General features: G+C 58.4%; 16 protein-coding genes. 7 read left to right on the top strand and 9 right to left on the bottom strand.

The genetic code is table 11. From position 1 onward, the window contains the following. Positions 1-25 precede the first annotated feature (25 nt). From upp to ABJD00_RS15535, 5 genes are all read right to left on the bottom strand, one after another. Complete coding sequence (gene upp / locus ABJD00_RS15555) at positions 26-658, bottom strand: uracil phosphoribosyltransferase (protein WP_413832414.1); 633 nt, start codon at positions 656-658, stop codon at positions 26-28. A gap of 71 nt (positions 659-729) precedes the next feature. Next, positions 730-1899 carry a phosphopentomutase gene (locus ABJD00_RS15550; RefSeq protein ID WP_413832412.1) on the bottom strand — a complete coding sequence of 390 codons (1170 nt, stop codon included), beginning with the start codon at positions 1897-1899 and terminating at the stop codon, positions 730-732. Continuing rightward, positions 1899-3206, bottom strand: coding sequence for a thymidine phosphorylase (locus tag ABJD00_RS15545; protein ID WP_413832410.1), 1308 nt, complete (start codon positions 3204-3206; stop codon positions 1899-1901). The genes ABJD00_RS15550 and ABJD00_RS15545 overlap by 1 nt, the downstream gene beginning before the upstream one ends. Next, positions 3203-3601, bottom strand: a complete 399-nt coding sequence (locus tag ABJD00_RS15540; protein WP_413832408.1) for a cytidine deaminase — start codon at positions 3599-3601, stop codon at positions 3203-3205. Before ABJD00_RS15540 ends, ABJD00_RS15545 begins: the two co-directional genes overlap by 4 nt. Before the next feature lie 181 nt (positions 3602-3782). Beyond that, on the bottom strand, positions 3783-4871 hold the full coding sequence (locus ABJD00_RS15535; RefSeq protein WP_413832406.1) for a cupin domain-containing protein: 1089 nt from the start codon (positions 4869-4871) through the stop codon (positions 3783-3785). Positions 4872-5069: 198 nt separating this feature from the next. Here ABJD00_RS15535 and ABJD00_RS15530 point away from each other — a divergent pair, with 198 nt between their 5' ends. The 3 genes from ABJD00_RS15530 (at position 5070) to ABJD00_RS15520 (ending at position 9751) form a co-directional block, all read left to right on the top strand. Continuing rightward, positions 5070-7343: an NADP-dependent malic enzyme gene (locus ABJD00_RS15530; protein WP_413832404.1), complete on the top strand. Its 2274-nt coding sequence runs from the start codon at positions 5070-5072 to the stop codon at positions 7341-7343. A gap of 162 nt (positions 7344-7505) precedes the next feature. Next, a complete protein-coding gene (locus tag ABJD00_RS15525; RefSeq protein ID WP_413832402.1) occupies positions 7506-7763 on the top strand; it encodes a hypothetical protein in 258 nt (85 codons plus the stop codon). 95 nt (positions 7764-7858) lie between these two features. Further along, on the top strand, positions 7859-9751 hold the full coding sequence (locus ABJD00_RS15520) for an AMP-binding protein (RefSeq protein WP_413832400.1): 1893 nt from the start codon (positions 7859-7861) through the stop codon (positions 9749-9751). Here ABJD00_RS15520 and ABJD00_RS15515 read toward each other — a convergent pair. After that, the gene (locus tag ABJD00_RS15515; RefSeq protein ID WP_413832398.1) at positions 9738-11144 is read right to left on the bottom strand and encodes a sensor histidine kinase; all 1407 of its coding nucleotides are present in this window, start codon (positions 11142-11144) and stop codon (positions 9738-9740) included. The genes ABJD00_RS15520 and ABJD00_RS15515 overlap by 14 nt on opposite strands. Continuing rightward, complete coding sequence (locus ABJD00_RS15510; RefSeq protein ID WP_413832396.1) at positions 11141-11815, bottom strand: response regulator transcription factor; 675 nt, start codon at positions 11813-11815, stop codon at positions 11141-11143. The genes ABJD00_RS15515 and ABJD00_RS15510 overlap by 4 nt, the downstream gene beginning before the upstream one ends. Positions 11816-11953: 138 nt before the next feature. Here ABJD00_RS15510 and ABJD00_RS15505 point away from each other — a divergent pair, with 138 nt between their 5' ends. From ABJD00_RS15505 to ABJD00_RS15495, 3 genes are all read left to right on the top strand, one after another. Continuing rightward, complete coding sequence (locus ABJD00_RS15505; RefSeq protein ID WP_413832394.1) at positions 11954-13060, top strand: tricarboxylate transporter; 1107 nt, start codon at positions 11954-11956, stop codon at positions 13058-13060. Between the two features lie 69 nt (positions 13061-13129). Continuing rightward, entirely contained in the window at positions 13130-15157 is a 2028-nt protein-coding gene (locus ABJD00_RS15500) for a tripartite tricarboxylate transporter permease (RefSeq protein ID WP_413832392.1), read from the top strand. Then, positions 15154-16242, top strand: coding sequence for a 4-oxalomesaconate tautomerase (locus ABJD00_RS15495; protein ID WP_413832390.1), 1089 nt, complete (start codon positions 15154-15156; stop codon positions 16240-16242). Before ABJD00_RS15500 ends, ABJD00_RS15495 begins: the two co-directional genes overlap by 4 nt. On the opposite strand, the gene ABJD00_RS15490 is transcribed toward ABJD00_RS15495, so the two are convergent. After that, complete coding sequence (locus ABJD00_RS15490; RefSeq protein WP_413832388.1) at positions 16239-16913, bottom strand: transporter substrate-binding domain-containing protein; 675 nt, start codon at positions 16911-16913, stop codon at positions 16239-16241. The two genes, ABJD00_RS15495 and ABJD00_RS15490, sit on opposite strands and share 4 nt — an antisense overlap. 121 nt (positions 16914-17034) lie before the next feature. Between ABJD00_RS15490 and tcuA the strand changes: the two genes are divergently transcribed. After that, positions 17035-18498, top strand: coding sequence for an FAD-dependent tricarballylate dehydrogenase TcuA (tcuA, locus tag ABJD00_RS15485; RefSeq protein ID WP_413832386.1), 1464 nt, complete (start codon positions 17035-17037; stop codon positions 18496-18498). On the opposite strand, the gene ABJD00_RS15480 is transcribed toward tcuA, so the two are convergent. Continuing rightward, entirely contained in the window at positions 18495-20123 is a 1629-nt protein-coding gene (locus ABJD00_RS15480; RefSeq protein WP_413832384.1) for an AMP-binding protein, read from the bottom strand. The two genes, tcuA and ABJD00_RS15480, sit on opposite strands and share 4 nt — an antisense overlap. Positions 20124-20225: the final 102 nt, after the last annotated feature.

Genomic DNA, 20225 nt, shown 5'->3' with positions numbered 1-20225 from the left:
CTTGTTAGTAAAGCCGCAGGAGGGTTTATTTGGTGCCAAACATGCGATCACCCGCATCTCCAAGGCCCGGAACGATGTATCCCACCTCATTCAGACGTTCATCGACTGCTGCGGTGACGACGGGCACATCAGGATGTGCCTCTTTCATCCGTGCGATTCCCTCGGGTGCCGCCAACAGACACAAAAAGCGGATATTGGTTGCACCCGCCTCTTTCAAAAGATCGATCGCCGCCGCAGATGAGTTGCCCGTGGCGAGCATTGGGTCAACTGCGATGACCAGACGATCCTCCAGCGTTTCGGGCACTTTGAAGTAGTACTGCACCGGCTGCAGAGTCTCTTCGTCCCGGTAAAGGCCCACAAACCCAACACGCGCTGACGGGATGAGTTCCAGTACTCCGTCCAGCAAGCCGTTGCCCGCCCGCAGAATCGAAATGAGCGCCAGTTTTTTTCCCGCAAGGGTGGGCGCGTCCATCTCGGTCATCGGAGTCGAAATCCGCTTTGTGGTCATCTCAAGATTGCGGGTCACTTCGTAAGCCAGCAGTTGGCTGATTTCGCGCAACAACTGGCGAAACACGGCTGTTGGCGTGTTTTCATCTCGCATAATGGTCAGTTTGTGCTGAACGAGCGGGTGATCAACGATAGTGAGATGTTCGGACATAGCGGCAGGCTCCTTGCTTGTCCCTTAGTGCCGCGCCAGACGGCCAAGGACAATCCCCTGAGGTATTTCGTTTACTTTGGTGAAACGCCCAGATGCTGGGCCACGAGGCTCGCCACATCGACAAAACCCATCAAGCCCAAGGGCGTTCCATTATATCCATCGACCAGTACCGGAACACGTTCGCGAGTGTGGTCGGTGCCGACCCAAGTCGGGTCATTGCCATGATCAGCCGTAAGCACCAGCAAGTCGTCCGGGCGCAGTCGGGCGCGCAGTTTGCCGATTTCGCTGTCAAACCACTCCAGATGTCGTGCATAGCCGGCCACATCCCGGCGGTGTCCGTAGAGGCTGTCAAACTCGACGAAATTGGCGAAAGTCAGACTGCCGTCTTCAGCGCTATCCACAAGATCAGACAGGTGGGTCATCAAGGTGGCATCGTTACCTTTGTGCACCTCGTCAAAACCTTGCATGGAAAAGATATCTCCAACCTTTCCAACGCCATAGACGTGGCGACCTGCATCTTGCACCCAGTTCGACAGAACCGGGGCGGGCGGAGTGATTGCATAGTCCTTTCTGTTGCCGGTTCGCTGAAATGATCCGGCGTCCCCTATAAATGGGCGCGCGATCACGCGACCCACGCGCATCTCGTGCAGTTTGGGCGCAACGGTCGCGCAGAGATTGAGCAGTCGGTCGAGGCCGAAATGCTCTTCATGCGCTGCGATCTGGAACACACTGTCCGCCGAGGTGTAGCAAATGGGCCAACCCGTTTTGATATGCTCAGGCCCGTGAAGTGTGATGATATCCGTGCCTGAGGAATGGCAGTTTCCCAAAATCCCGTCAGTTCCTGCTGCATCACAAACCGCCTGCACAACGTCCGATGGAAAGGCCCGCGTGTCGTTGGGAAAGTAATGCCAATCCCAAGGCACTGGTACGCCCGCCAATTCCCAATGGCCCGACGGCGTATCTTTGCCACGCGACTGCTCTGTTGCGACGCCTGAGCGTGTCGAAGATGCCGTGCCGCCTGCCGCCAAGGCCATAACCTCGCGCAAGCCTATTTGATCAAGCGTCGGAACAGCCAGCGGCCCACTGCGCCCCTGATCAGCTGCGCCTGCGGCACAGGCGTCAATGATATGACCAAGTGTATTGGCCCCAGTGTCTGGCACAGTGCCGTTGAAATAGGCATCCGCATCCGGTGCACCGCCGATGCCCACCGAATCCATGACAACAAGAAAGGCGCGGCCCATCATCCGATCCGATCAAGGATCAAGTCGGGTGCCGGAACCGGGCTGGCGGCAATGGTGATCGCGGCGCGCAGCGCTGTTTCCGCCTGATCGGCATCACTTGCGCGTCCCGCATGCACCACAGCCAGTGGCTCGCCGCGTGTCACTTGAGTTCCGATCCGCACCACATCTGACAGGCCAACAGCAAGGTTCATGGCCTCACCTTCGACCTTGCGGCCACCGCCCAGATCAACAACTGCCATGCCCAGCGCTTCGCCGTCGATCGCAGTGACATAGCCTGATGCAGGTGCCGCAATCTCGCGGATAACCGTGGCTTCTGGCAAGAAGCGCGCCCAACTCTCGACAAACTGAACCGGTCCACCCATCGCAGAAATCATCGTGCCAAAGCGTTCAGCCGCGCGGCCATCGGCAATCGCGCCCGTGATCGCGTCTGCACCCGCCTGAACATCCTCGACCAAACGCGCATCAGCCAGCAGCACACCTCCAAGGCTGGCACACATTTCAACGAGTTTACCCTTGGTCTGTCCGGTCAGGACCTTCATCGTCTCCGCCACTTCGAGCGCATTGCCAAGGGCGGGGGCGACCGGTTGGCTCATGTCGCTGATCAGGGCTGTGGTTTTGCAGCCCGCAGCGTTCGCTGTCTTTACCAGTGCTTCGGCAAGTTCGTTTGCCGCTGCGCGGTCCTTCATGAACGCACCCGAACCGACTTTGACGTCCAGCACGAGGCCATCAAGCCCCGCCGCCAGTTTCTTGGACAGGATCGATGCGGTGATCAGATCAAGGCTTTCTACAGTCGAGGTTACATCACGCACCGCATAAAGCCGCTTGTCTGCCGGGGCGATGTCTGCCCCGGCACCAACGATGGCGCAGCCTGCACGGGTCACTACATCGTGCAACTGTTCGACGCTCAGTTCGGTGGCCAGACCCGGGATCGCGCTCAGTTTGTCGAGCGTACCGCCCGTGTGCCCAAGGCCTCGCCCAGAGATCATCGGCACGAATACACCGCACGCGGCGAGGGCCGGCGCGAGGACAAGGCTCACGCAATCGCCAATCCCGCCGGTGGAATGCTTGTCCAGAACCGGGCCGCCCACGTCCCAATCCAGCACCCGGCCGGAGTCGCGCATGGCCATCGTGAGTGCGACCCGGCCCACATCACCGAGGCCATTCAGGCAGACTGCCATGGCGAAAGCCCCGGCCTGCGCATCGGTGACAGTGTGGTCCGAAAGACCCTGGGCAAACCATTTCAGTTCATTGCGCGATGGCGTCTGACGGTTGCGCAGTTTGCCAATGATGGTGCGGGCATCGCTCATGAGCCGGACCCCATATGGTCGGCGGTAAAGGCCCCGGGCAAAAGTTCGTCCATGCGCATGGTTTGCTCGGTGCCGCCCGTCGTTGCCATCGTGATGGGCACGTCAGCGCCGGCAAATTCAGCCAGTTTCTGGCGACAGCCACCACAGGGGGGCACAGGCGTCGGGCTGCCTGCGATCACATAGGCGGCCGCAATCTCGCGCTCGCCCGCGGCGATCATCGCTGCGATTGCGCCCGCTTCGGCGCAGGTTCCTTGCGGGTAGGCGACATTTTCAACATTGCAGCCTGAAAAGACGGCCCCGGACGGAGTAAGGATCGCAGCCCCCACCAAAAATTTGGAATAGGGGGCATAGGCATTTTCGCGCGCTGACACTGCCGCCGCCTTCAACTCATTCATCTGTCGTACTCCGTTCACACCCACGCCATGTCGCACCGTGATTGTCGGAAAATCAACCCTTGGCGGCCGGTGACGGCGACCAAAATCGGGTCGATGCAGGATTTGTGGCGAAGGTCGCGGTGTTTCCGATTGCCTTCGCCAACCTGACCCTGCACAGCCGTTCGTGCTGTTCGGGAAACTCTTATGCAGGTTGTGCGTCTTCGGTCTTAAAAATGCCCGGCAGCGAAACCTCCAACAATTCGAGATCGCTGGATGGATCAGCATAGTGCACAGCCAGTCCCGGCGGGATCACGAATGCATCGCCGGGGGCAAGGTCGACCGGGTCGCGCTGGTCGGCCTCAAGTCGCATGCTGCCCTCCATCACAAAAGTGAACAATATGTCACTGTCATGAGTGCTCCAAGCCGTCGGTCCGTCGGCCCGTCGGGCAACCTGCACACCCGCAACTGCTTGCGTGCCATCCGAAATCCCCGTGTCACGCCCCTCAAAACCTGCGAGGCGAAAGGGTGACCACGTTGCCTCATCGACCCGGTGATGGACAAACCGCTGGCCCTGAAAACGCCGATCCGGGTTGGCAGGCCCATTTGGCAGGGTCATATCATGATCTAAGGTGGTGATATGCTCCGCTGGGACCCCAATCTCGATCACCTCGATATTGTCGCTGGCAAAGAGCACGCGGTGGCGGATTTCTGGGGGCTGGATAACACAACACCCTTCCTCAAGGCGGAAAGGTTCGCCCTGATCTTCGTAGACCAGATCAACCCAGCCCTTATAACAAAAGATCAGTTGAAACCCGACCGTATGATAGTGAACGACGTCTGGGACTGGGCCGCCATCGGGAATGCGAATATGGCTGGCGATAATCGATCCGCCAAGCCGGTCAGGAATAAGATCGCGGTAGTGCATACCGGCCCGTCCAATGACCCAAGGGGCTTGGTCGGCAAGACGACGGACAACGAAACTGTGGGCCGTTTCCGGCATTTCCAGAGGTGGGTTCAATTCACAGATATCAACGCGGGTGCCGCCTGGTGATTGGAATGAGCGTTCATCAAAACTGTCCGGATCATCTGTCGCAATGCGCAACGTGCCGGTTGGCGCATCTGTTCCAGCCTCCAGACGCAGGCGCACTCCAAGGCCAGAAAAAACGGCCACGGAGGGATCATCTGCAGGAAAAATCGTATCCATCCGCATGCCCAACCTCTTGGTGAAAAACGCAATGTCTTCCCGCAGGTTGGATGTGGCCAGACAGACTTCGGCTTGTGTTCCGCCCATAAATGCCCCCTTCTTCTGGCAAAGCTAACTCTGGGAACAGTGTGGATGCAATCCGCGCTGGGGGCAAAGCACCTAAAAAATGTCGTGGGCGCAGCCCGCATCGGGATCAGTTTCTTTGCCCCGCAAGCAAAGGTGAATTGTTGGGTTGAAAAAAATAGTTTAACGCTAAACCAAATTGGGAACTCCCGGGGGGAACAGATGTCAGATCAACCAAGTTTGCGGCAGGCCGCGCTCGACTATCACGAATTTCCCAAGCCAGGAAAACTGGAAATCCGCGCAACCAAGCCGATGGCAAATGGGCGCGATCTGGCGCGGGCCTACTCTCCCGGTGTTGCCGAGGCCTGTCTGGAGATTAAGGATGACCCGGCAAATGCGTCCCGCTTTACGGCGCGCGGAAATCTGGTGGGTGTGGTCAGCAACGGCTCCGCCGTCCTCGGTCTGGGAAATATTGGCGCGCTTGCTTCCAAACCGGTGATGGAGGGCAAAGCAGTCCTGTTCAAAAAATTCGCGTCGATCGACTGTTTCGACATCGAAGTGAGCGAAACTGACCCTGAGAAACTCGCCGATATCGTCTGCGCGCTGGAGCCCACATTCGGAGCGATCAACCTTGAAGACATCAAGGCGCCCGACTGTTTCATCGTTGAAAAGCTGTGTCGAGAGCGCATGAACATCCCTGTGTTCCATGACGATCAACACGGAACCGCCATCGTGGTCGGGGCAGCTGCCAAAAATGCCCTGCACGTCGCCGGCAAAGCATTCGAAGACATCAAGATCGTTTCGACCGGCGGCGGGGCTGCTGGAATTGCCTGCCTGAACATGCTGCTGAAAATGGGCGTCAAACGCGAAAACGTCTGGCTGTGTGACATCCACGGTTTGGTCTACGAAGGGCGCGAGGTGGATATGAACCCGGCCAAGGCGGCCTTTGCACAAGCATCTGACAAACGCACTCTGGACGACGTGATTGATGATGCCGATTTGTTTTTAGGCCTGTCTGGCCCCGGCGTGTTGAAGCCGGAACATGTGGCCAAAATGGCAAAACGTCCCATCATATTTGCGCTTGCCAATCCTACACCGGAAATCCTGCCTGATCTCTGCCGGGAGATTGCCCCGGATGCGATCATTGCCACGGGTCGCAGCGATTTTCCCAATCAGGTCAACAACGTGCTTTGCTTTCCCTTCATCTTTCGTGGAGCGCTGGATGTCGGGGCAACGACGATCAATGACGAAATGGAACTGGCTTGCATTGATGGAATTGCGGCCCTTGCCCGCGCGACCACCAGTGCCGAGGCAGCCGCCGCCTATCAGGGTGAACAACTGACTTTTGGTGCGGACTATCTGATTCCCAAACCGTTCGATCCCCGCCTTGTTGGCGTTGTCAGCTCTGCAGTGGCGCGCGCGGCTATGGAAACAGGCGTTGCCAACCGGCCGATAGAAGATCTTGAGGCCTACAAGGTGAAATTGGATGGATCTGTTTTCAAATCCGCACTTCTGATGCGCCCAGTTTTTGAGGCGGCACGTGCCAAGACGCGGCGCATCGTGTTTGCCGAGGGCGAGGATGAACGGGTGCTGCGCGCGGCGCAGGCCATGATCGAAGAGACCACCGAAACGCCCATCCTCATCGGACGGCCCGAGGTGATTGAGGCCCGGATTGAACGGGCTGGTCTGAACCTCGAACTGGGCAAGAATTTCGAACTGGTGAACCCGGAAAACGATCCCCGCTATCGCGACTATTGGGAAACCTATCACGAATTGATGTGCCGCCGTGGTGTCTCACCAGACATCGCGCGCGCGGTTATGCGCACGAACACAACTGCAATCGGGGCTGTGATGGTTCACAGGGACGAGGCCGACTCGCTCATTTGCGGCACGTTTGGCGAATTCCGCTGGCACCTTAACTATGTCACGCAGGTGCTCGGGCGCGAAGGGCACCACCCCGTTGGTGCGCTGTCAATGATGATCCTTGAAGACGGTCCGCTGTTTGTCGCCGACACACAGGTTCACCTGCACCCGGAACCCGACAAGATCGTGGAAATCGCTGTTGGCGCTGCCCGCCATGTCCGGCGTTTTGGGATCGAACCGCGGATTGCGTTCTGTTCGCAATCCCAGTTTGGCAATCAAGGGGATGGCTCAGGTTGGCGCATGCGCGAGGCCGTCCGTCTGCTCGATGCGCAAGGTCATGACTTCTGCTATGAGGGCGAAATGAACGTCGACACAGCCCTTGATCCGCAATTGCGAGCGCGCCAGTTCCCGGCCAATCGGATGGAAGGGGCGGCCAACGTTCTGGTTTTTGCCCATGCAGATGCGGCATCTGGTGTACGAAATATCCTCAAGATGAAGGGGGGCGGGCTTGAGGTTGGTCCGATCCTGATGGGCATGGGAAACCGGGCACATATCGTCAGCCCATCGATCACGGCACGCGGATTGTTGAACATGTCGGCGGTGGCTGGCACACCGGTGGCGCAGTACGGATAACACGCTCTGGCGGGAGGGTGGGACGATACCGCCCTCTTGTCATGTTTTTCTGAATTGTCGCCGGGCACGGGTATAAACAAATTTTGTAACGCTATATCTATGGTTGTAGCCCTGCTTTGAACCACCAAAGACGATTCTTGAATCCTTCACGGAGAATGACCAATGAACCGGTTTATTCCAATTATCACCGTCGCACTTGGGCTGTCTGCATGCGCCGAAACGGTCGGCGAAATAGAAGGCACATTTGTGTACAATGGCCAAATCTACCGATCGGTTGAACGCCAGTTCGTATCCGGCAATCGCAACTATTCGCGTCGGTACATATCTGTCGGAACCCGAAACGTGAGTTGTTCGGCGACGGATGATCTAGATTGCAATGCCGCCATCCGTGAAACCCGCGATCGCCCGTTCGATCCGTAGTGTAAATTTTGCAGGACTGTTGGCGCTCACACCCCTTGCCCCTCCCCCCTAGGGGCGCGTAATCCTCGACCTTAGTAACGTCGGGGAGGAAGACTATGGGCTATCGCGCGGAGTATGACAGCTGGAAAGCGGACCCGGAGGCGTGGTGGATGAACGCTGCGCAAGCCATTGATTGGGTAACTCCGCCAACCCAAGCGCTGTTTGATCGCGGTGACCACCTTTACGAATGGTTTGCTGATGCAGAGGTCAACACCTGCTGGAATGCCGTTGACCGACATGTTGAGGCTGGGCGCGGTGAACAGGTCGCGATCATCTACGACAGCCCAATCACTGGATCAGCCTCCAAAACGACGTATGACGAATTACAAAGGCAGGTCGCGTCTTTGGCCGGTGCCCTGGCTGCCAAAGGTATCGGGCTTGGGGATCGTGTCATCATCTACATGCCGATGGTGCCAGAAGCCCTTGTGGCAATGCTGGCCTGCGCCCGTCTGGGCGCCGTGCATTCCGTTGTCTTTGGCGGTTTTGCCGCCAACGAATTGGCGGTGCGCATCGACGATTGCGCCCCCAAGGCGATCATTGCCGCCTCATGCGGGATCGAGCCGGGCCGTGTGGTCGCCTATAAGCCCTTGTTGGACGGCGCCATTGAACTGGCCGAGCACACTCCGGACGTTTGCGTGATCTTGCAAAGGGAACAAAGCCGCTGTGATCTTGGGCCGCTGGACGTCGATTGGCATGATTTTCAGGCAGGCGTCGCGCCGGCCCCTTGTGTTCCGGTTCCCGGCAATCATCCGGCTTACATCCTGTACACCTCTGGCACCACGGGCGCGCCCAAAGGCGTTGTCCGTCCCACCGCTGGTCATCTGGTCGCACTGAACTGGACCATGAAGAACATCTATCAGGTCGATCTGGGCGAAGTGTTCTGGGCGGCTTCTGATGTCGGTTGGGTCGTTGGACACTCCTACATCTGCTATGCGCCGCTGATTCACGGCAACACGACGATTGTGTTCGAGGGCAAACCCATCGGGACACCCGATGCGGGGACCTTTTGGCGCGTGATCGCTGAACATGACGTCAAATCCTTCTTTACGGCACCGACGGCAATACGCGCGGTCAAACGCGAAGACCCCAAAGGCCTCGAGCTCAAGAAATATGACATCTCTGGCCTGCGTGCCTTGTATCTGGCTGGCGAGAGGGCCGATCCGGATACGATTGAGTGGGCGCAAAACCTGTTGGGCGTGCCAGTGTACGATCACTGGTGGCAAACCGAAACGGGTTATACCATCGCTGGAAACCCTGCCGGGCTTGAGGCCTTGCCGGTCAAGATCGGATCCCCCACGGTCGCAATGCCGGGCTACGACGTTCAAATTCTTGATGAGGCCGGCCATCCTGTCAAAGCCGGCACGCTCGGCGCGATCGCCATTAAATTGCCGCTGCCTCCTGGCACCCTGCCGACGCTTTGGAACGCCGAGGCGCGGTTCAAGTCGTCCTACCTGAACGCCTTTCCTGGCTACTATGAGACTGGGGATGCCGGGATGATGGATGAAGACGGGTACCTCTACATTATGGCGCGCACCGATGATGTCATCAACGTAGCCGGGCACCGCCTGAGCACGGGTGCCATGGAAGAAGTCCTTGCAGGGCATCCGGACGTGGCTGAATGCGCAGTTGTCGGAGTGTCTGACCCGCTCAAAGGGCAGGCACCGCTTGGCCTTGTCTGTCTGACCAAGGGCGTGAACCGGCCTCATGACGAGATCCAGGCAGAATGTGTGAAGCGGGTGCGCGAACAGATTGGGCCAGTGGCTGCATTTAAGTTGGCGTTGGTTGTCGACCGTTTGCCCAAGACCCGTTCGGGCAAAATCCTACGCGCAACCGTGGTCAAGATCGCCGACAATGAGAAATTCAAGATGCCCGCGACCATTGATGATCCGGTCATTCTGGACGAGATCAGGGAAGCGTTGCAAACTATCGGACTAGCTACGGGCGCTTAACTGCTCTTACGTTACCAGGCGAGGATGTGCGCTGAGACAGAGGCAGCGCCATCTGGATCGCAGCACCCCCGCTGTGATCCAGAATTCTCAACTGCCCGCCATGGTTTTCCGCGACCCTGAGCGCAATGGGCAGGCCCAGACCTGAGCCTGCCCCGCCGCCTGCCTGTGCAAAGCGGCTGATGGCAGCGATGCGTTTGTCCGCTGGGATACCGACGCCGTCGTCGATCACATCAAGAACCGCCATGCCTTCTGTGGCCCGTAGTGACAGAGTGACGGTCGTCATGTCTGGCCCGCCGTGTGTCGTAGCGTTTGTCAGCAAATTTAGAATGGCCTCGTGCAACATCACCGCTTCGCCTCGCACGAACACCTGATCATCGGGCAGTTCATAAACCAATGTGGCCGCCCGATCACTGGTGGCAGTTGTATAAGTGGTCCCCACCTGTCGGATAAGGGCGCCAAAATCGAGTGGTTCACCGGATTGGCGCATGTCGGTCCCGCTTGCCCGCTCAAAGGACAACAGCTTGTTTGTGAGCGCGCTCGCTTCGCGGGCTGCCTGCACCAATTCAGCGCTGCGTTCCTGCGCTGCGTTGGGGTTGGGCGCGTTTTGCACTGCTTCGGCCAATGCTAACACTCCGGCCACCGGATTGCGCAACTGATGCGCCGCGTTCGAGATGAACTCGTCCTTTGAGCTGATCCTGCGCGATATCCGATCGAGCAGGCTGTTGAGTGTTCGGACAAGGCCCTGGGCTTCGACCGGGACGGGCCGCTGAATTGGTTCCAGTTCAGTCGGTGTGCGTTTGGCGATTGCGCTTTCGAGGTCAACGAGTGGGCGCAGGCCCAGACCCACCCCGAACCAGACGACCACAGCGACGCAGAGAACCAGCAGGGCGATGACACCAAAGGATCGGCTAAGCACGTCGCGCACAAAATTGCTGCGCACCTGAGCACTTTGCCAGACGGTGATATTGAACACGCCAGCAATTCCGCTGACCACGGTAACATCTTGGAACCGTAAGACACGGACATCTTCGCCCTGATAACGTGCGTCATAAAAATAGGGTTCGGTCAGGGTTTCGGATGCTTCAGGCGGCAGGATTGGTGGCGTTGAATAGCCGGTCACAAACACGCCGTCCGGGGCGTAGACGTGATAGAACAGTTCACCCCCTGACGTGTCGTTAACCAATGCGCGTGTTGCTGGGCTGAGTGCGTCACCATCTGACACGGCGACGTCGCGCGAAATGGCAAGGGCGGCAGACAGCAAGCCGCGGTCAAAGATGTTGGCGGCGCGCAGGGTTGTGTTGCGAAACTGCCAGGCAGCAGTCACCAGCGCGATCACCAACAGCGGCGTCAAGATGATCAGGATCAGGCGGGCGCGCAGGGAATTGAGTTTCATGCCTCGTTCTCAACCAGCATTTGGTATCCAAGCCCACGCCGGGTGCGGATTATGATGCCATAGGGCTTCAGGCGACCGCGCAACCGGGAGGCATAGACCTCGACCACCGTTTCTTCAGCATCCGCACCCACGCCATAAACATGATCCAGAACAAGGGACTTGGACACGGTGCGCCCTTCGGCCAGCAGCAGGCACTCGAAAACTGACAACTCCCGCCGGGGGATGTCCAATTCAACGCCGTCCGAAAACAACTGGCGCGCGCTGGCATCATAGTCCAGTGCCCCGATGCTGCGCATCTGTTGCTGGGGCACGGCGCGGCGGCGCAGCAGGGCGCGCACGCGCGCCTCCAGCTCTGCCATTTCGAAGGGTTTGATCAGGTAGTCGTCCGCACCCGCATCCAAACCGCGCACCCGGTCGTCGGTATTGGCGCGCGCGGTCAACAGGATGACGGGCCGCGCATCCCCACGCTTGCGCATGTCTGACAGCAAGGTCAGCCCGTCTGTGCCAGGTAGGTTGATGTCGAGAATGACCAGATCGGCGCCATCGTCTTTCAGATAGGATTGCGCCGCACTGCCATCATGCAGCGTGTTCACGGCGTGCCCGGCATCCTCGAGGCGATAGCTGATGCCCTTGGCGAGGCTGATGTTATCTTCGACCAGAGTTATGCGCATTCTGTGTATTTTTGCCTCTGCAAGCCTAACGCAAGGTTCGCAGGTCAAGACAGGGACATCAACAGGGGTGGGCACCCCTGTACGATTCTATTCAAAGCCCCTTTGGGAGAAGGGGTTTTACATAACCGGGAGGAACATATGTCCACTTTCAAAACCACGCGTCGCGTGGCCATGAGCCTTATGGCCACGGCCGCTGCAACATTCGCCACATCCGCATATGCAGGCGGTCATGGCATTGATCTGGAAGGCAAAACCGTTGAATGGATCATTCCATTCTCCGAAACTGGCGGATCGGCAAAATGGGCGAACTTCTACGCGCCTTTGCTGTCCGAAGCGCTGCCGGGCCAGCCCACAGTTGTCGTGAAATTCATGCCCGGTGCGGGTTCGACCAAAGGGGCGAACTTCTTCCAGGAACAGAAATATGAAGACGGAACTCTGATCTTCGGCTCGTCCGGCTCTACGCAGTTCCCTTTCCTGCTTGGCGATCCACGGGTCAAATTTGACTACGCCGACTGGAACGTTGTTCTGGCCTCCGGCACAGGTGGCGTTGCATATCTGCCGCCAGAGCTGGCAGAGAAAATGGACGGCATGGATGCTTCCGGCCTTCAGGGCGAAGACTTCATCTACGGCAACCAGGGCGCTACGCGTCTGGACCTCGTGCCAACGCTGGCATGGGAAATGCTGGGCCTGAACGTTGAGTCTGTTATGGGCATCAAAGGTCGCGGCGATGGCCGTCTGATGTTTGAACGCGGCGAAGCCAACATCGATTATCAGACGTCCTCGTCTTACCTGTCCGGTGTCACTCCGCTGGTCGAGGCGGGCACAGCTGTGCCAATGATGACTTGGGGCGCGTTGGATGATGCCGGTGATATCGTGCGTGACCCGACATTCCCGGATATCCCGACGTTCAAGGAAGTTTGCGATGCGACCCCAGCATGCGAAACATCCGGCGAAAAGTGGGATGCATGGAAAGCCTTTTTCATTGCCGGTTTCCCAGCGCAAAAGATGGTGTTCCTGCCAAATGGCGCCAGCGCAGACGCGATTGTGACGTACACAAAAGCCTTTGAAGACGTCAAAGCACGCGCAGATTTCGCTGAAATCTCTGGCAAGCGTCTGGGCAAGTACCCTCAAATGACTGGCGATGCCGCGGCAACCGCCAAGGCCAGTGCCACTCAAGTGTCGCCCGAAGCAAAAGAGTTCATCGTGAACTGGCTTCAGGAAAAGTACGGCGTGTCGCTGAACTAAGCCTTTGCTTTTTGAACACCCCGCTGGAAACGGCGGGGTGTTTTTCCAAGTAAAGAGGAGGGCGGCGTCATGGAAGTCATCATGGAGGCCTTGCCAGCGTTCGGCGACGCATGGGGTTTGATCCTACAGCCGATTGTACTGGGATATCTGGTTCTTGGTGTTGTGATGGGGCTGTGCATCGGGGTGTTCCCGGGCCTCGGCGGCATCGCTGGACTGTCTCTTTTGCTGCCGTTCATGTTCGGAATGGACCCTGTTCTGGGCCTGGCCCTGATGATTGGGATGGTGGCCGTCGTTCCGACATCCGACACCTTCGCATCAGTTTTGATGGGGATACCGGGGTCTTCTGCATCGCAGGCCACTGTTTTGGACGGCTTTCCGATGGCCAAGAAAGGGATGGCGGCGCGTGCACTTTCAGCTGCTTTTGCCTCGTCCCTTTTCGGCGGGCTGGTGGGGGCCAGTTTCCTCACGATCTTTATTCTGATCGCTCGGCCCATCGTGCTGGAGTTCCGCACGCCTGAACTATTGATGATCACCATTTTTGGCCTGTCCATGGTGGGTATCCTTGCGGGCCGTGTCGCGATCAAGGGCATCGTGGCCGCAGGGCTTGGCATGTTGATCGGCACGATTGGTGAGGGTGCGTCGTCAGGCGATCTGCGCATGTCGTCCTATGACTTTCCCTACCTCACGGACGGTTTGAAACTGGTCATCGTCGGCCTTGGCATCTTTGCTATCCCTGAGATCATTTCGCTGCTGCGCAAAGACCGGGCCATTTCGGAACAACCGCAACTGGGCGGTGGCTGGATCGTCGGCGTGCGGGACTGGTTTGCCAATATCTGGCTGTCGATGCGCTGTTCTATCATCGGGGTGGTCGTGGGTGTGATCCCTGGGTTGGGCGGGTCCGTGGTGGATTGGATTGCCTATGGGCATGCGGTGCAAACCACGCCGGACAAATCTAACTTCGGCAAAGGCGAAGTGCGTGGCGTGATCGGGCCGGAAAGCTCGAACAACGCTAAAGAGGGTGGGGGACTGGTGCCCACGCTGCTGTTCGGCATCCCCGGTTCTGGTTCAATGGCGATCTTTATCGGAGCCATCGCGCTCTTGGGCTCTGGTCAGATCGAAGTCGGCCCGGCCATGCTCAAAAATAACCTCGATATCACCTATGCTATCGTGTGGCTGCTCGCCTTGGCCAACGTGGTGGGCACTGTGATTTGCATCGCGGCCTCGGGCGGCATTGCAAAGCTGACAACCATCCGCTTCGTTTTGCTTGCGCCGTTCCTTTTTATGATCATCAGTTTTGCCGCCTTCCAGTCGGGACAAAACCTGATGGACCTCGTCGCACTGTTCGCCATCGGGTTCCTTGGTATCCTGATGCGCCGTTTTGACTGGTCGCGCCCGGCCTTCCTGATCGGGTTCGTACTGTCCAACCCGGCAGAGACCTATGCCAACCAAGCCGTGCAGATCGCAAGCTCGCGTTTCCGTAAGAGCTTTGGCGAAGGGATCGAGTACATGTTTACGCCGATCGTCATTGTTCTGCTGATCATCACAGTGCTGTCGGTCGTCATCGGGTTGCGTCAGGCCAAACACATCATGGCCGAAGGCGACGTGAAATCCGGCTCAAAGCGTGCCCCTTTCGTCTTCATGCTGCTGGTCACAGGTTACATCGCCTATGCGTTCTACGATGCCGCTTCGATCCCGTCATTCAGCCGCGACCGCACGTTCCCGATGTTTGTGGCTGGTGTAAGCCTCGTTGGGTGCGTGGCGCTGATCATCCGAATGATGCTCAAACCAGAAACGGACGTCATGTTTGCAGACCGCGAACGCGAGGGGGATGACGCCGAAGCCACCCATGGCCTCTGGCCAACGTTGGGGTGGTTTGCGGCGCTGTTGGTGCTGACGTCCTTGCTGGGTTTTATTCTTGCGCTGGCGGTATTCCTCTTCAGCTTCATGTTGTTGCGTGCGCGTCTGAGTGCACCAATGGCGGCCGGATACACGGCAGCCGGTATCGTGTTCATGTGCACAATGGCGTGGCTGTTGAACCGCGACTTCCCGCCCGGTTTGCTGCAGGAATACGTTGATCTGCCCTGGCCACTGACATGACGCAAACGGCAATCCCATTTGTGTTCATGCGCGGCGGCACGTCGCGTGGGCCATATATGAACCGCGCTGATCTGCCTAAAGATCTTGAGACCTTGGCCAATGTGCTGGTCGCCATTGTGGGATCGGGCCACCCCATCAACATTGACGGAATCGGGGGCGGTGTTGCTGTTACGACCAAGGTCGCCATGCTGTCGCGCTCTGAGGATGACTGGGCGGATGTCGATTACTTTTTTGCCCAAGTCAGCGTGGACGACGCCCAGGTTGATTTCAAACCGACCTGTGGGAACATCCTGTCTGGTGTCGGCCCTGCTGCAATTGAAATGGGCCTTGTCGCAGCACAGGATGGCGAAACACCCGTCAACATCCGCGCTGTCAATACAGAGGCCCGCGTGGCTGCCGTGGTCCAGACGCCGGGTGGCGTGGTGAGCTATGAGGGGGACGCACAAATCGATGGCGTGCCCGGAACTGCTGCGCCGGTCGCATTGCAATTTATGGAAACTGTCGGTGGTGTGACGGTGGCTTTTCTGCCCACGGGAAACCTCGTGGATGATATCGACGGGATCAACGTCACGTGCATGGACGTGGCCATGCCGATGGTCATCGCGCGGGCATCCGACTTTGGACTGACGGGGTATGAGTCTGCCGCTGAACTGGACGAAAACACTGACTTCTTTGCGCGGATGGAGGCTGTGCGCATCAAGGCGGGTGCGCTGATGGGGATGGGGGACGTGACCAAATCGGTCACGCCCAAGTTTGGACTGCTGGCCCCTGCAAAAGACGGGGGCACCATCGCGACCCGATATTTCATGCCATGGCGCACGCATCCGACTATGGCAGTGACAGGCGCGCAGTGCCTTGCCTCTTGTGTGCTGACCCCCGGCACAGTGGCGGATGGGCTTGCAGCCAAGCCCAATGAAACGCCTGTGACGATCACGCTGGAACATGCAAGCGGGCAGATTGAAGTGTTGGTGGACTATGATCAGACTGATGTCGGTTTCGAGATCAAGTCGGCAGGCCTTGTCCGCACCGCGCGCAAGCTGGCTGCTGGAGAAGTATTCGTACCGGCATCCCTTTGGGGCGGCTAGCTGTTCGCCTTTACAAAACCGCTGTCGATGGCCCGCTCAACGAACGCATCCAATGCCGCAAGCCGTGGATCATCGTGGTGGGGAAGCACCATGGCTTGACGCACGGACGTCAAAGCGCCCGGTAGCAGTCGCGCGTTCATGTCACCTTCAAAAAAACCTTCGAGCGACTGTCGTACCCAGGCAACGGCATCACAACGCCCGTCACGGAATGCTGCAAAACTGTCGGGCGGCGTTCCGAACCGTTCCAGCGTGGCCTGCTGTAGGGTGTCGGTCAGGTACATGTCATAGGCTGACCCTTTGGCGGTGAGCACTTGCACGCCCGTACGGTCAACGTCGCCGATTTGTTGAAACGCCGCCTCTGCGCGAACTGCATAGGTCGCCTCGATCACGATATAGGGTCGGGTGAATGCGATCTTTTCGGCGCGCGTTGAGTCGATGGCCAGAAACCCCACGTCCCAAACGTCGCGTTCAGCACCCGCAAAGACTTTGCCCGCGCCCTCATAGATCACATGCTCCAGACGCGACCCTATTTCATCTGCAAGGCGCTGGGCGAGGGCCGGGCTTATGCCGCATAACTGAGCGCTATCCTCCTGCACCAACGCACGATTGCCGGTGTTGATGGCCACCCGCAACACTCCGTTTTTGGCGAGGCTGGTGAGGTCGTTGGTCATTTTATCCACCTTGTTGTTTGCGCGCCCGATGTCGGATCGGGGCTTGCCATTTCCAATGACTCATTCTAATCACAAATAAATTGTATCCGCTGGGATACAAAAATGAACCAGAGGAAAAGAAATGTCAAAATCCGTGATCGTTGTGGGAACTGGAAACGCCGCCTTGTGTGCTGCCATCGCGGCGCTGGAGAAGGGCGCGCGCGTGACCTTGCTGGAAAAGGCGGACGAAGCGCTGGCCGGCGGCAACACCAAGTACACTGCGGGGGCCATGCGCTTTGCCTATGATGGGGCGGACGACCTACTGCAGTTACTGCGCGACCCGAACGATGCACGGCTGAGCGCCACCGACTTTGGCAGCTACACCACCGACAAATTCGGTGGCGACCTACTGGGCTTCAACGACGGTCGTCCTCTGTCGGAAGAACAACAAACGCTAGTCAACACGTCGCTTGAGACAATGGGATGGCTGGCGTCGCATGACGTCAAATTCGAACCGATCTACAGCCGCCAAAGCTTTGAGAAAGACGGACGGCATGTGTTCTGGGGTGGGCTGACACTGGCGGCTGAGAACGAAGGCGTCGGACTATTTGACATGGAACTGGCGGCAGTCGAGCGGATGGGCGGAACTGTACGCTACAACAGCGCTGTGACCGGGTTGATCATGGACGGGGCACGTGTTGTCGGCGTGCGTGTGGGTGATGAGGAACTGCATGCGGACGCGGTCATTCTGGCGTCTGGTGGGTTTGAGGCGAACGAAGAGATGCGTGTCGCCCACATGGGTCCCAACTGGAAAGCGGCCAAGGTGCGCGGGACGCCGCATAACACCGGCGACGGGTTGCGCATGGCTGAGGCCGCGGGGGCAGAGGCAAATGGCCTTTACAAGGGCGGGCACGCGACGCCGATGGATCTGCATATGGCGGATTTCGGAAACCTTGATCTGCCCCCGGGCGAGCGCAAGAACTATCGCAAGATCTGCTACTTCCTTGGCGTGATGCTGAACGCCAACGGGGAACGTTTTGTCGATGAAGGCATAAACTTCCGCAACTACACTTACGCACAATATGGCGCCGCCATTCTGGGGCAGCCCGGACAGTTTGCCTGGCAGGTCTTTGATTCCAAGGTGTTTGACCTGCTGTATGGCGAGTACAGTTTCCATGACGCCCACTTTGTCGAGGCCGATACGCTGGAGGCGTTGGTGGCCAAGATGGAAGGCGTGGACACGGCAGGCGCCATGGCGACCCTGTCGGCTTACAATGCGGCTGTGGATACAGAGACACCGTTTGATCCAACCGCCCTAGATGGCAAAGGCACGAGTGGTCTGCCGCTTGCCAAATCGAACTGGGCGCAAACGTTGGACAAAGGGCCCTTCCGTGCATACCCTGTCACAGGCGGCATAACCTTTACCTATGGCGGCGTGAAAGTGGACGACCAAGGCCGCGTAATCGGAACAGATGGCGCCCCAATCTCAGGGCTGTTCGCTTGTGGTGAGATGGTGGGCGGCGTGTTTTTTGCAGGCTACCCCGGCGGGTCGGGCCTGACATCAGGCGCGGTGTTCGGGCGGCGTGCGGGGTATGGTGCGGCCTAAACGGCCGCCGCCAGTTTTCGCAGCTCGAACTTCTGGATCTTGCCCGTGGATGTCTTAGGCAATTCCTGAAACACGACCTTCTTGGGGGCTTTGAACCCGGCCAGTTTCTCACGACTGAACGCGATTAGGTCGGCCTCGCTCGGGGCTGTGCCCGGTTTTAGTTCTATGAAGGCGCACGGGACCTCACCCCATTTCTCATCCGGTTTGGCCACCACCGCGGCAAGGTTCACATCCGGATGCGCCATCAGCACGCCTTCGACCTCGACCGAGCTGATGTTTTCACCGCCCGAAATAATGATGTCCTTGGCGCGGTCTGCGATCTGGATGTACCCGTCCGGGTGCTGGATCGCGATGTCACCGGAATGGAAGTAGCCGCCTTCAAAGGACTCAGACGTCGCTTGCGGGTTCTTATAGTACCCCTTCATCACCGAATTCCCTCGGATCATGATCTCGCCCTGAGCCGCCCCGTCCATCGGCACCTGCGCCATGTCCGTGTCCATGACCGTGATGTCTTCCATCATTGGAAAGGCGACACCCTGACGGGCTTTAATGGCCGCTTTGTCGTCCTGAGGGAGTTCATCCCAGTCTTCGCCCCGCCACACGCATTCTGTGACGTGACCATAGGTTTCCGTCAGTCCATAAACTTGGGTGACGTTGAACCCCATGGTTTCGATCTTGCCCAGTGTTGCCGGGGCAGGGGGCGCGCCTGCAGTAAAGACCTCGACCACGTGATCAAACGGACGGCGATCACTTGCGTCGGCGTTGACCAGCATGTTGAGCACGATAGGCGCACCGCCGAAGTGAGTGACCCCTTCGTCTGCGATGGCGTTAAAGATATTCGCGGCGGTGATGTCACGACAGCATACGATCGTGCCGCCGAGCATGGGCATCATCCACGTATGGTTCCACCCATTACAGTGAAACAGTGGTACGATCGCCAGATATACGGGGCGCAGCGTCAACTGCCAGCTCACCACAGTGCCCATCGTCATCAGATACGCTCCGCGGTGGTGATGCACGACACCCTTGGGGCGACCGGTGGTGCCGGACGTGTAACTAAGCGCGAGGCTTTCCCATTCATCCTCAGGCATGATCCATTCAAATGTTGGATCAGCGGCTGCAAGCACCTCTTCATAAACCGGGTGCTGTCCAGTTGCGGGAAAGCCCGCAGCCTCATCTGGCACTTCAATAATCTCGGGGCCAGACCCGCCCATATCGGCAATTGCGGCCTCTGCCAGCGGGACAAATTGTGTATCGACCAGCGCGACCTTGGCGCTGCCATGGGTGAAAATGTAGGATACGGTATCCACATCCAGCCGCATGTTGATGGTGTTCAGAACCGCACCACAGGCGGGCACGCCGAAATGGGCCTCGGCCTGTGCGGGTAGGTTGGGGATCAGAGTCGCAACGACGTCTCCGGATTTCACGCCACGCGCGGCCAATGCAGAGGCAAGTCGCGTGCAGCGTTCGTAGTATTGGGCGTAGGTGACGCGATGTGTGCCGTAGACTACCGCCGTGCGGTGGGCAAATACGTGGGCTGCGCGGCGCAGATGCGAAAGGGGCGTCAACGCCACATGGTTCGCCGGTGTCTTGTCCAAACCCGTTTCATCTGCCATCCAACCCATCACGTCTCTCCCCATAACCGCAATACGATGTCGGCAAACTATGGCGATGTAAGTCGGGGAAGAAAAGAGAGGATGCGTTGCAAAACATTGGACGCGCGCGCG

The organism is Tateyamaria sp., assembly GCF_039945315.1.
GTDB lineage: Bacteria > Pseudomonadota > Alphaproteobacteria > Rhodobacterales > Rhodobacteraceae > Tateyamaria.
Note: the sequence above shows the minus strand (reverse complement) of the source record. Positions and strands in the feature narration are given on the sequence as shown.

What these genes read in the sequence shown, in the direction of transcription:
- ABJD00_RS15545 (WP_413832410.1), bottom strand. Translation starts at nt 3,206, where the DNA reads ATGAGCGATGCCCGCACCATCATTGGCAAACTGCGCAACCGTCAGACG.
- ABJD00_RS15550 (WP_413832412.1), bottom strand. Translation starts at nt 1,899, where the DNA reads ATGGGCCGCGCCTTTCTTGTTGTCATGGATTCGGTGGGCATCGGCGGT.
- ABJD00_RS15520 (WP_413832400.1), top strand. Translation starts at nt 7,859, where the DNA reads ATGGGCTATCGCGCGGAGTATGACAGCTGGAAAGCGGACCCGGAGGCG.
- ABJD00_RS15500 (WP_413832392.1), top strand. Translation starts at nt 13,130, where the DNA reads ATGGAAGTCATCATGGAGGCCTTGCCAGCGTTCGGCGACGCATGGGGT.
- ABJD00_RS15480 (WP_413832384.1), bottom strand. Translation starts at nt 20,123, where the DNA reads ATGGGTTGGATGGCAGATGAAACGGGTTTGGACAAGACACCGGCGAAC.
- ABJD00_RS15495 (WP_413832390.1), top strand. Translation starts at nt 15,154, where the DNA reads ATGACGCAAACGGCAATCCCATTTGTGTTCATGCGCGGCGGCACGTCG.
- ABJD00_RS15505 (WP_413832394.1), top strand. Translation starts at nt 11,954, where the DNA reads ATGTCCACTTTCAAAACCACGCGTCGCGTGGCCATGAGCCTTATGGCC.
- upp (WP_413832414.1), bottom strand. Translation starts at nt 658, where the DNA reads ATGTCCGAACATCTCACTATCGTTGATCACCCGCTCGTTCAGCACAAA.
- ABJD00_RS15530 (WP_413832404.1), top strand. Translation starts at nt 5,070, where the DNA reads ATGTCAGATCAACCAAGTTTGCGGCAGGCCGCGCTCGACTATCACGAA.
- ABJD00_RS15515 (WP_413832398.1), bottom strand. Translation starts at nt 11,144, where the DNA reads ATGAAACTCAATTCCCTGCGCGCCCGCCTGATCCTGATCATCTTGACG.
- ABJD00_RS15540 (WP_413832408.1), bottom strand. Translation starts at nt 3,601, where the DNA reads ATGAATGAGTTGAAGGCGGCGGCAGTGTCAGCGCGCGAAAATGCCTAT.
- ABJD00_RS15510 (WP_413832396.1), bottom strand. Translation starts at nt 11,815, where the DNA reads ATGCGCATAACTCTGGTCGAAGATAACATCAGCCTCGCCAAGGGCATC.
- ABJD00_RS15535 (WP_413832406.1), bottom strand. Translation starts at nt 4,871, where the DNA reads ATGGGCGGAACACAAGCCGAAGTCTGTCTGGCCACATCCAACCTGCGG.
- ABJD00_RS15525 (WP_413832402.1), top strand. Translation starts at nt 7,506, where the DNA reads ATGAACCGGTTTATTCCAATTATCACCGTCGCACTTGGGCTGTCTGCA.
- tcuA (WP_413832386.1), top strand. Translation starts at nt 17,035, where the DNA reads ATGTCAAAATCCGTGATCGTTGTGGGAACTGGAAACGCCGCCTTGTGT.
- ABJD00_RS15490 (WP_413832388.1), bottom strand. Translation starts at nt 16,913, where the DNA reads ATGACCAACGACCTCACCAGCCTCGCCAAAAACGGAGTGTTGCGGGTG.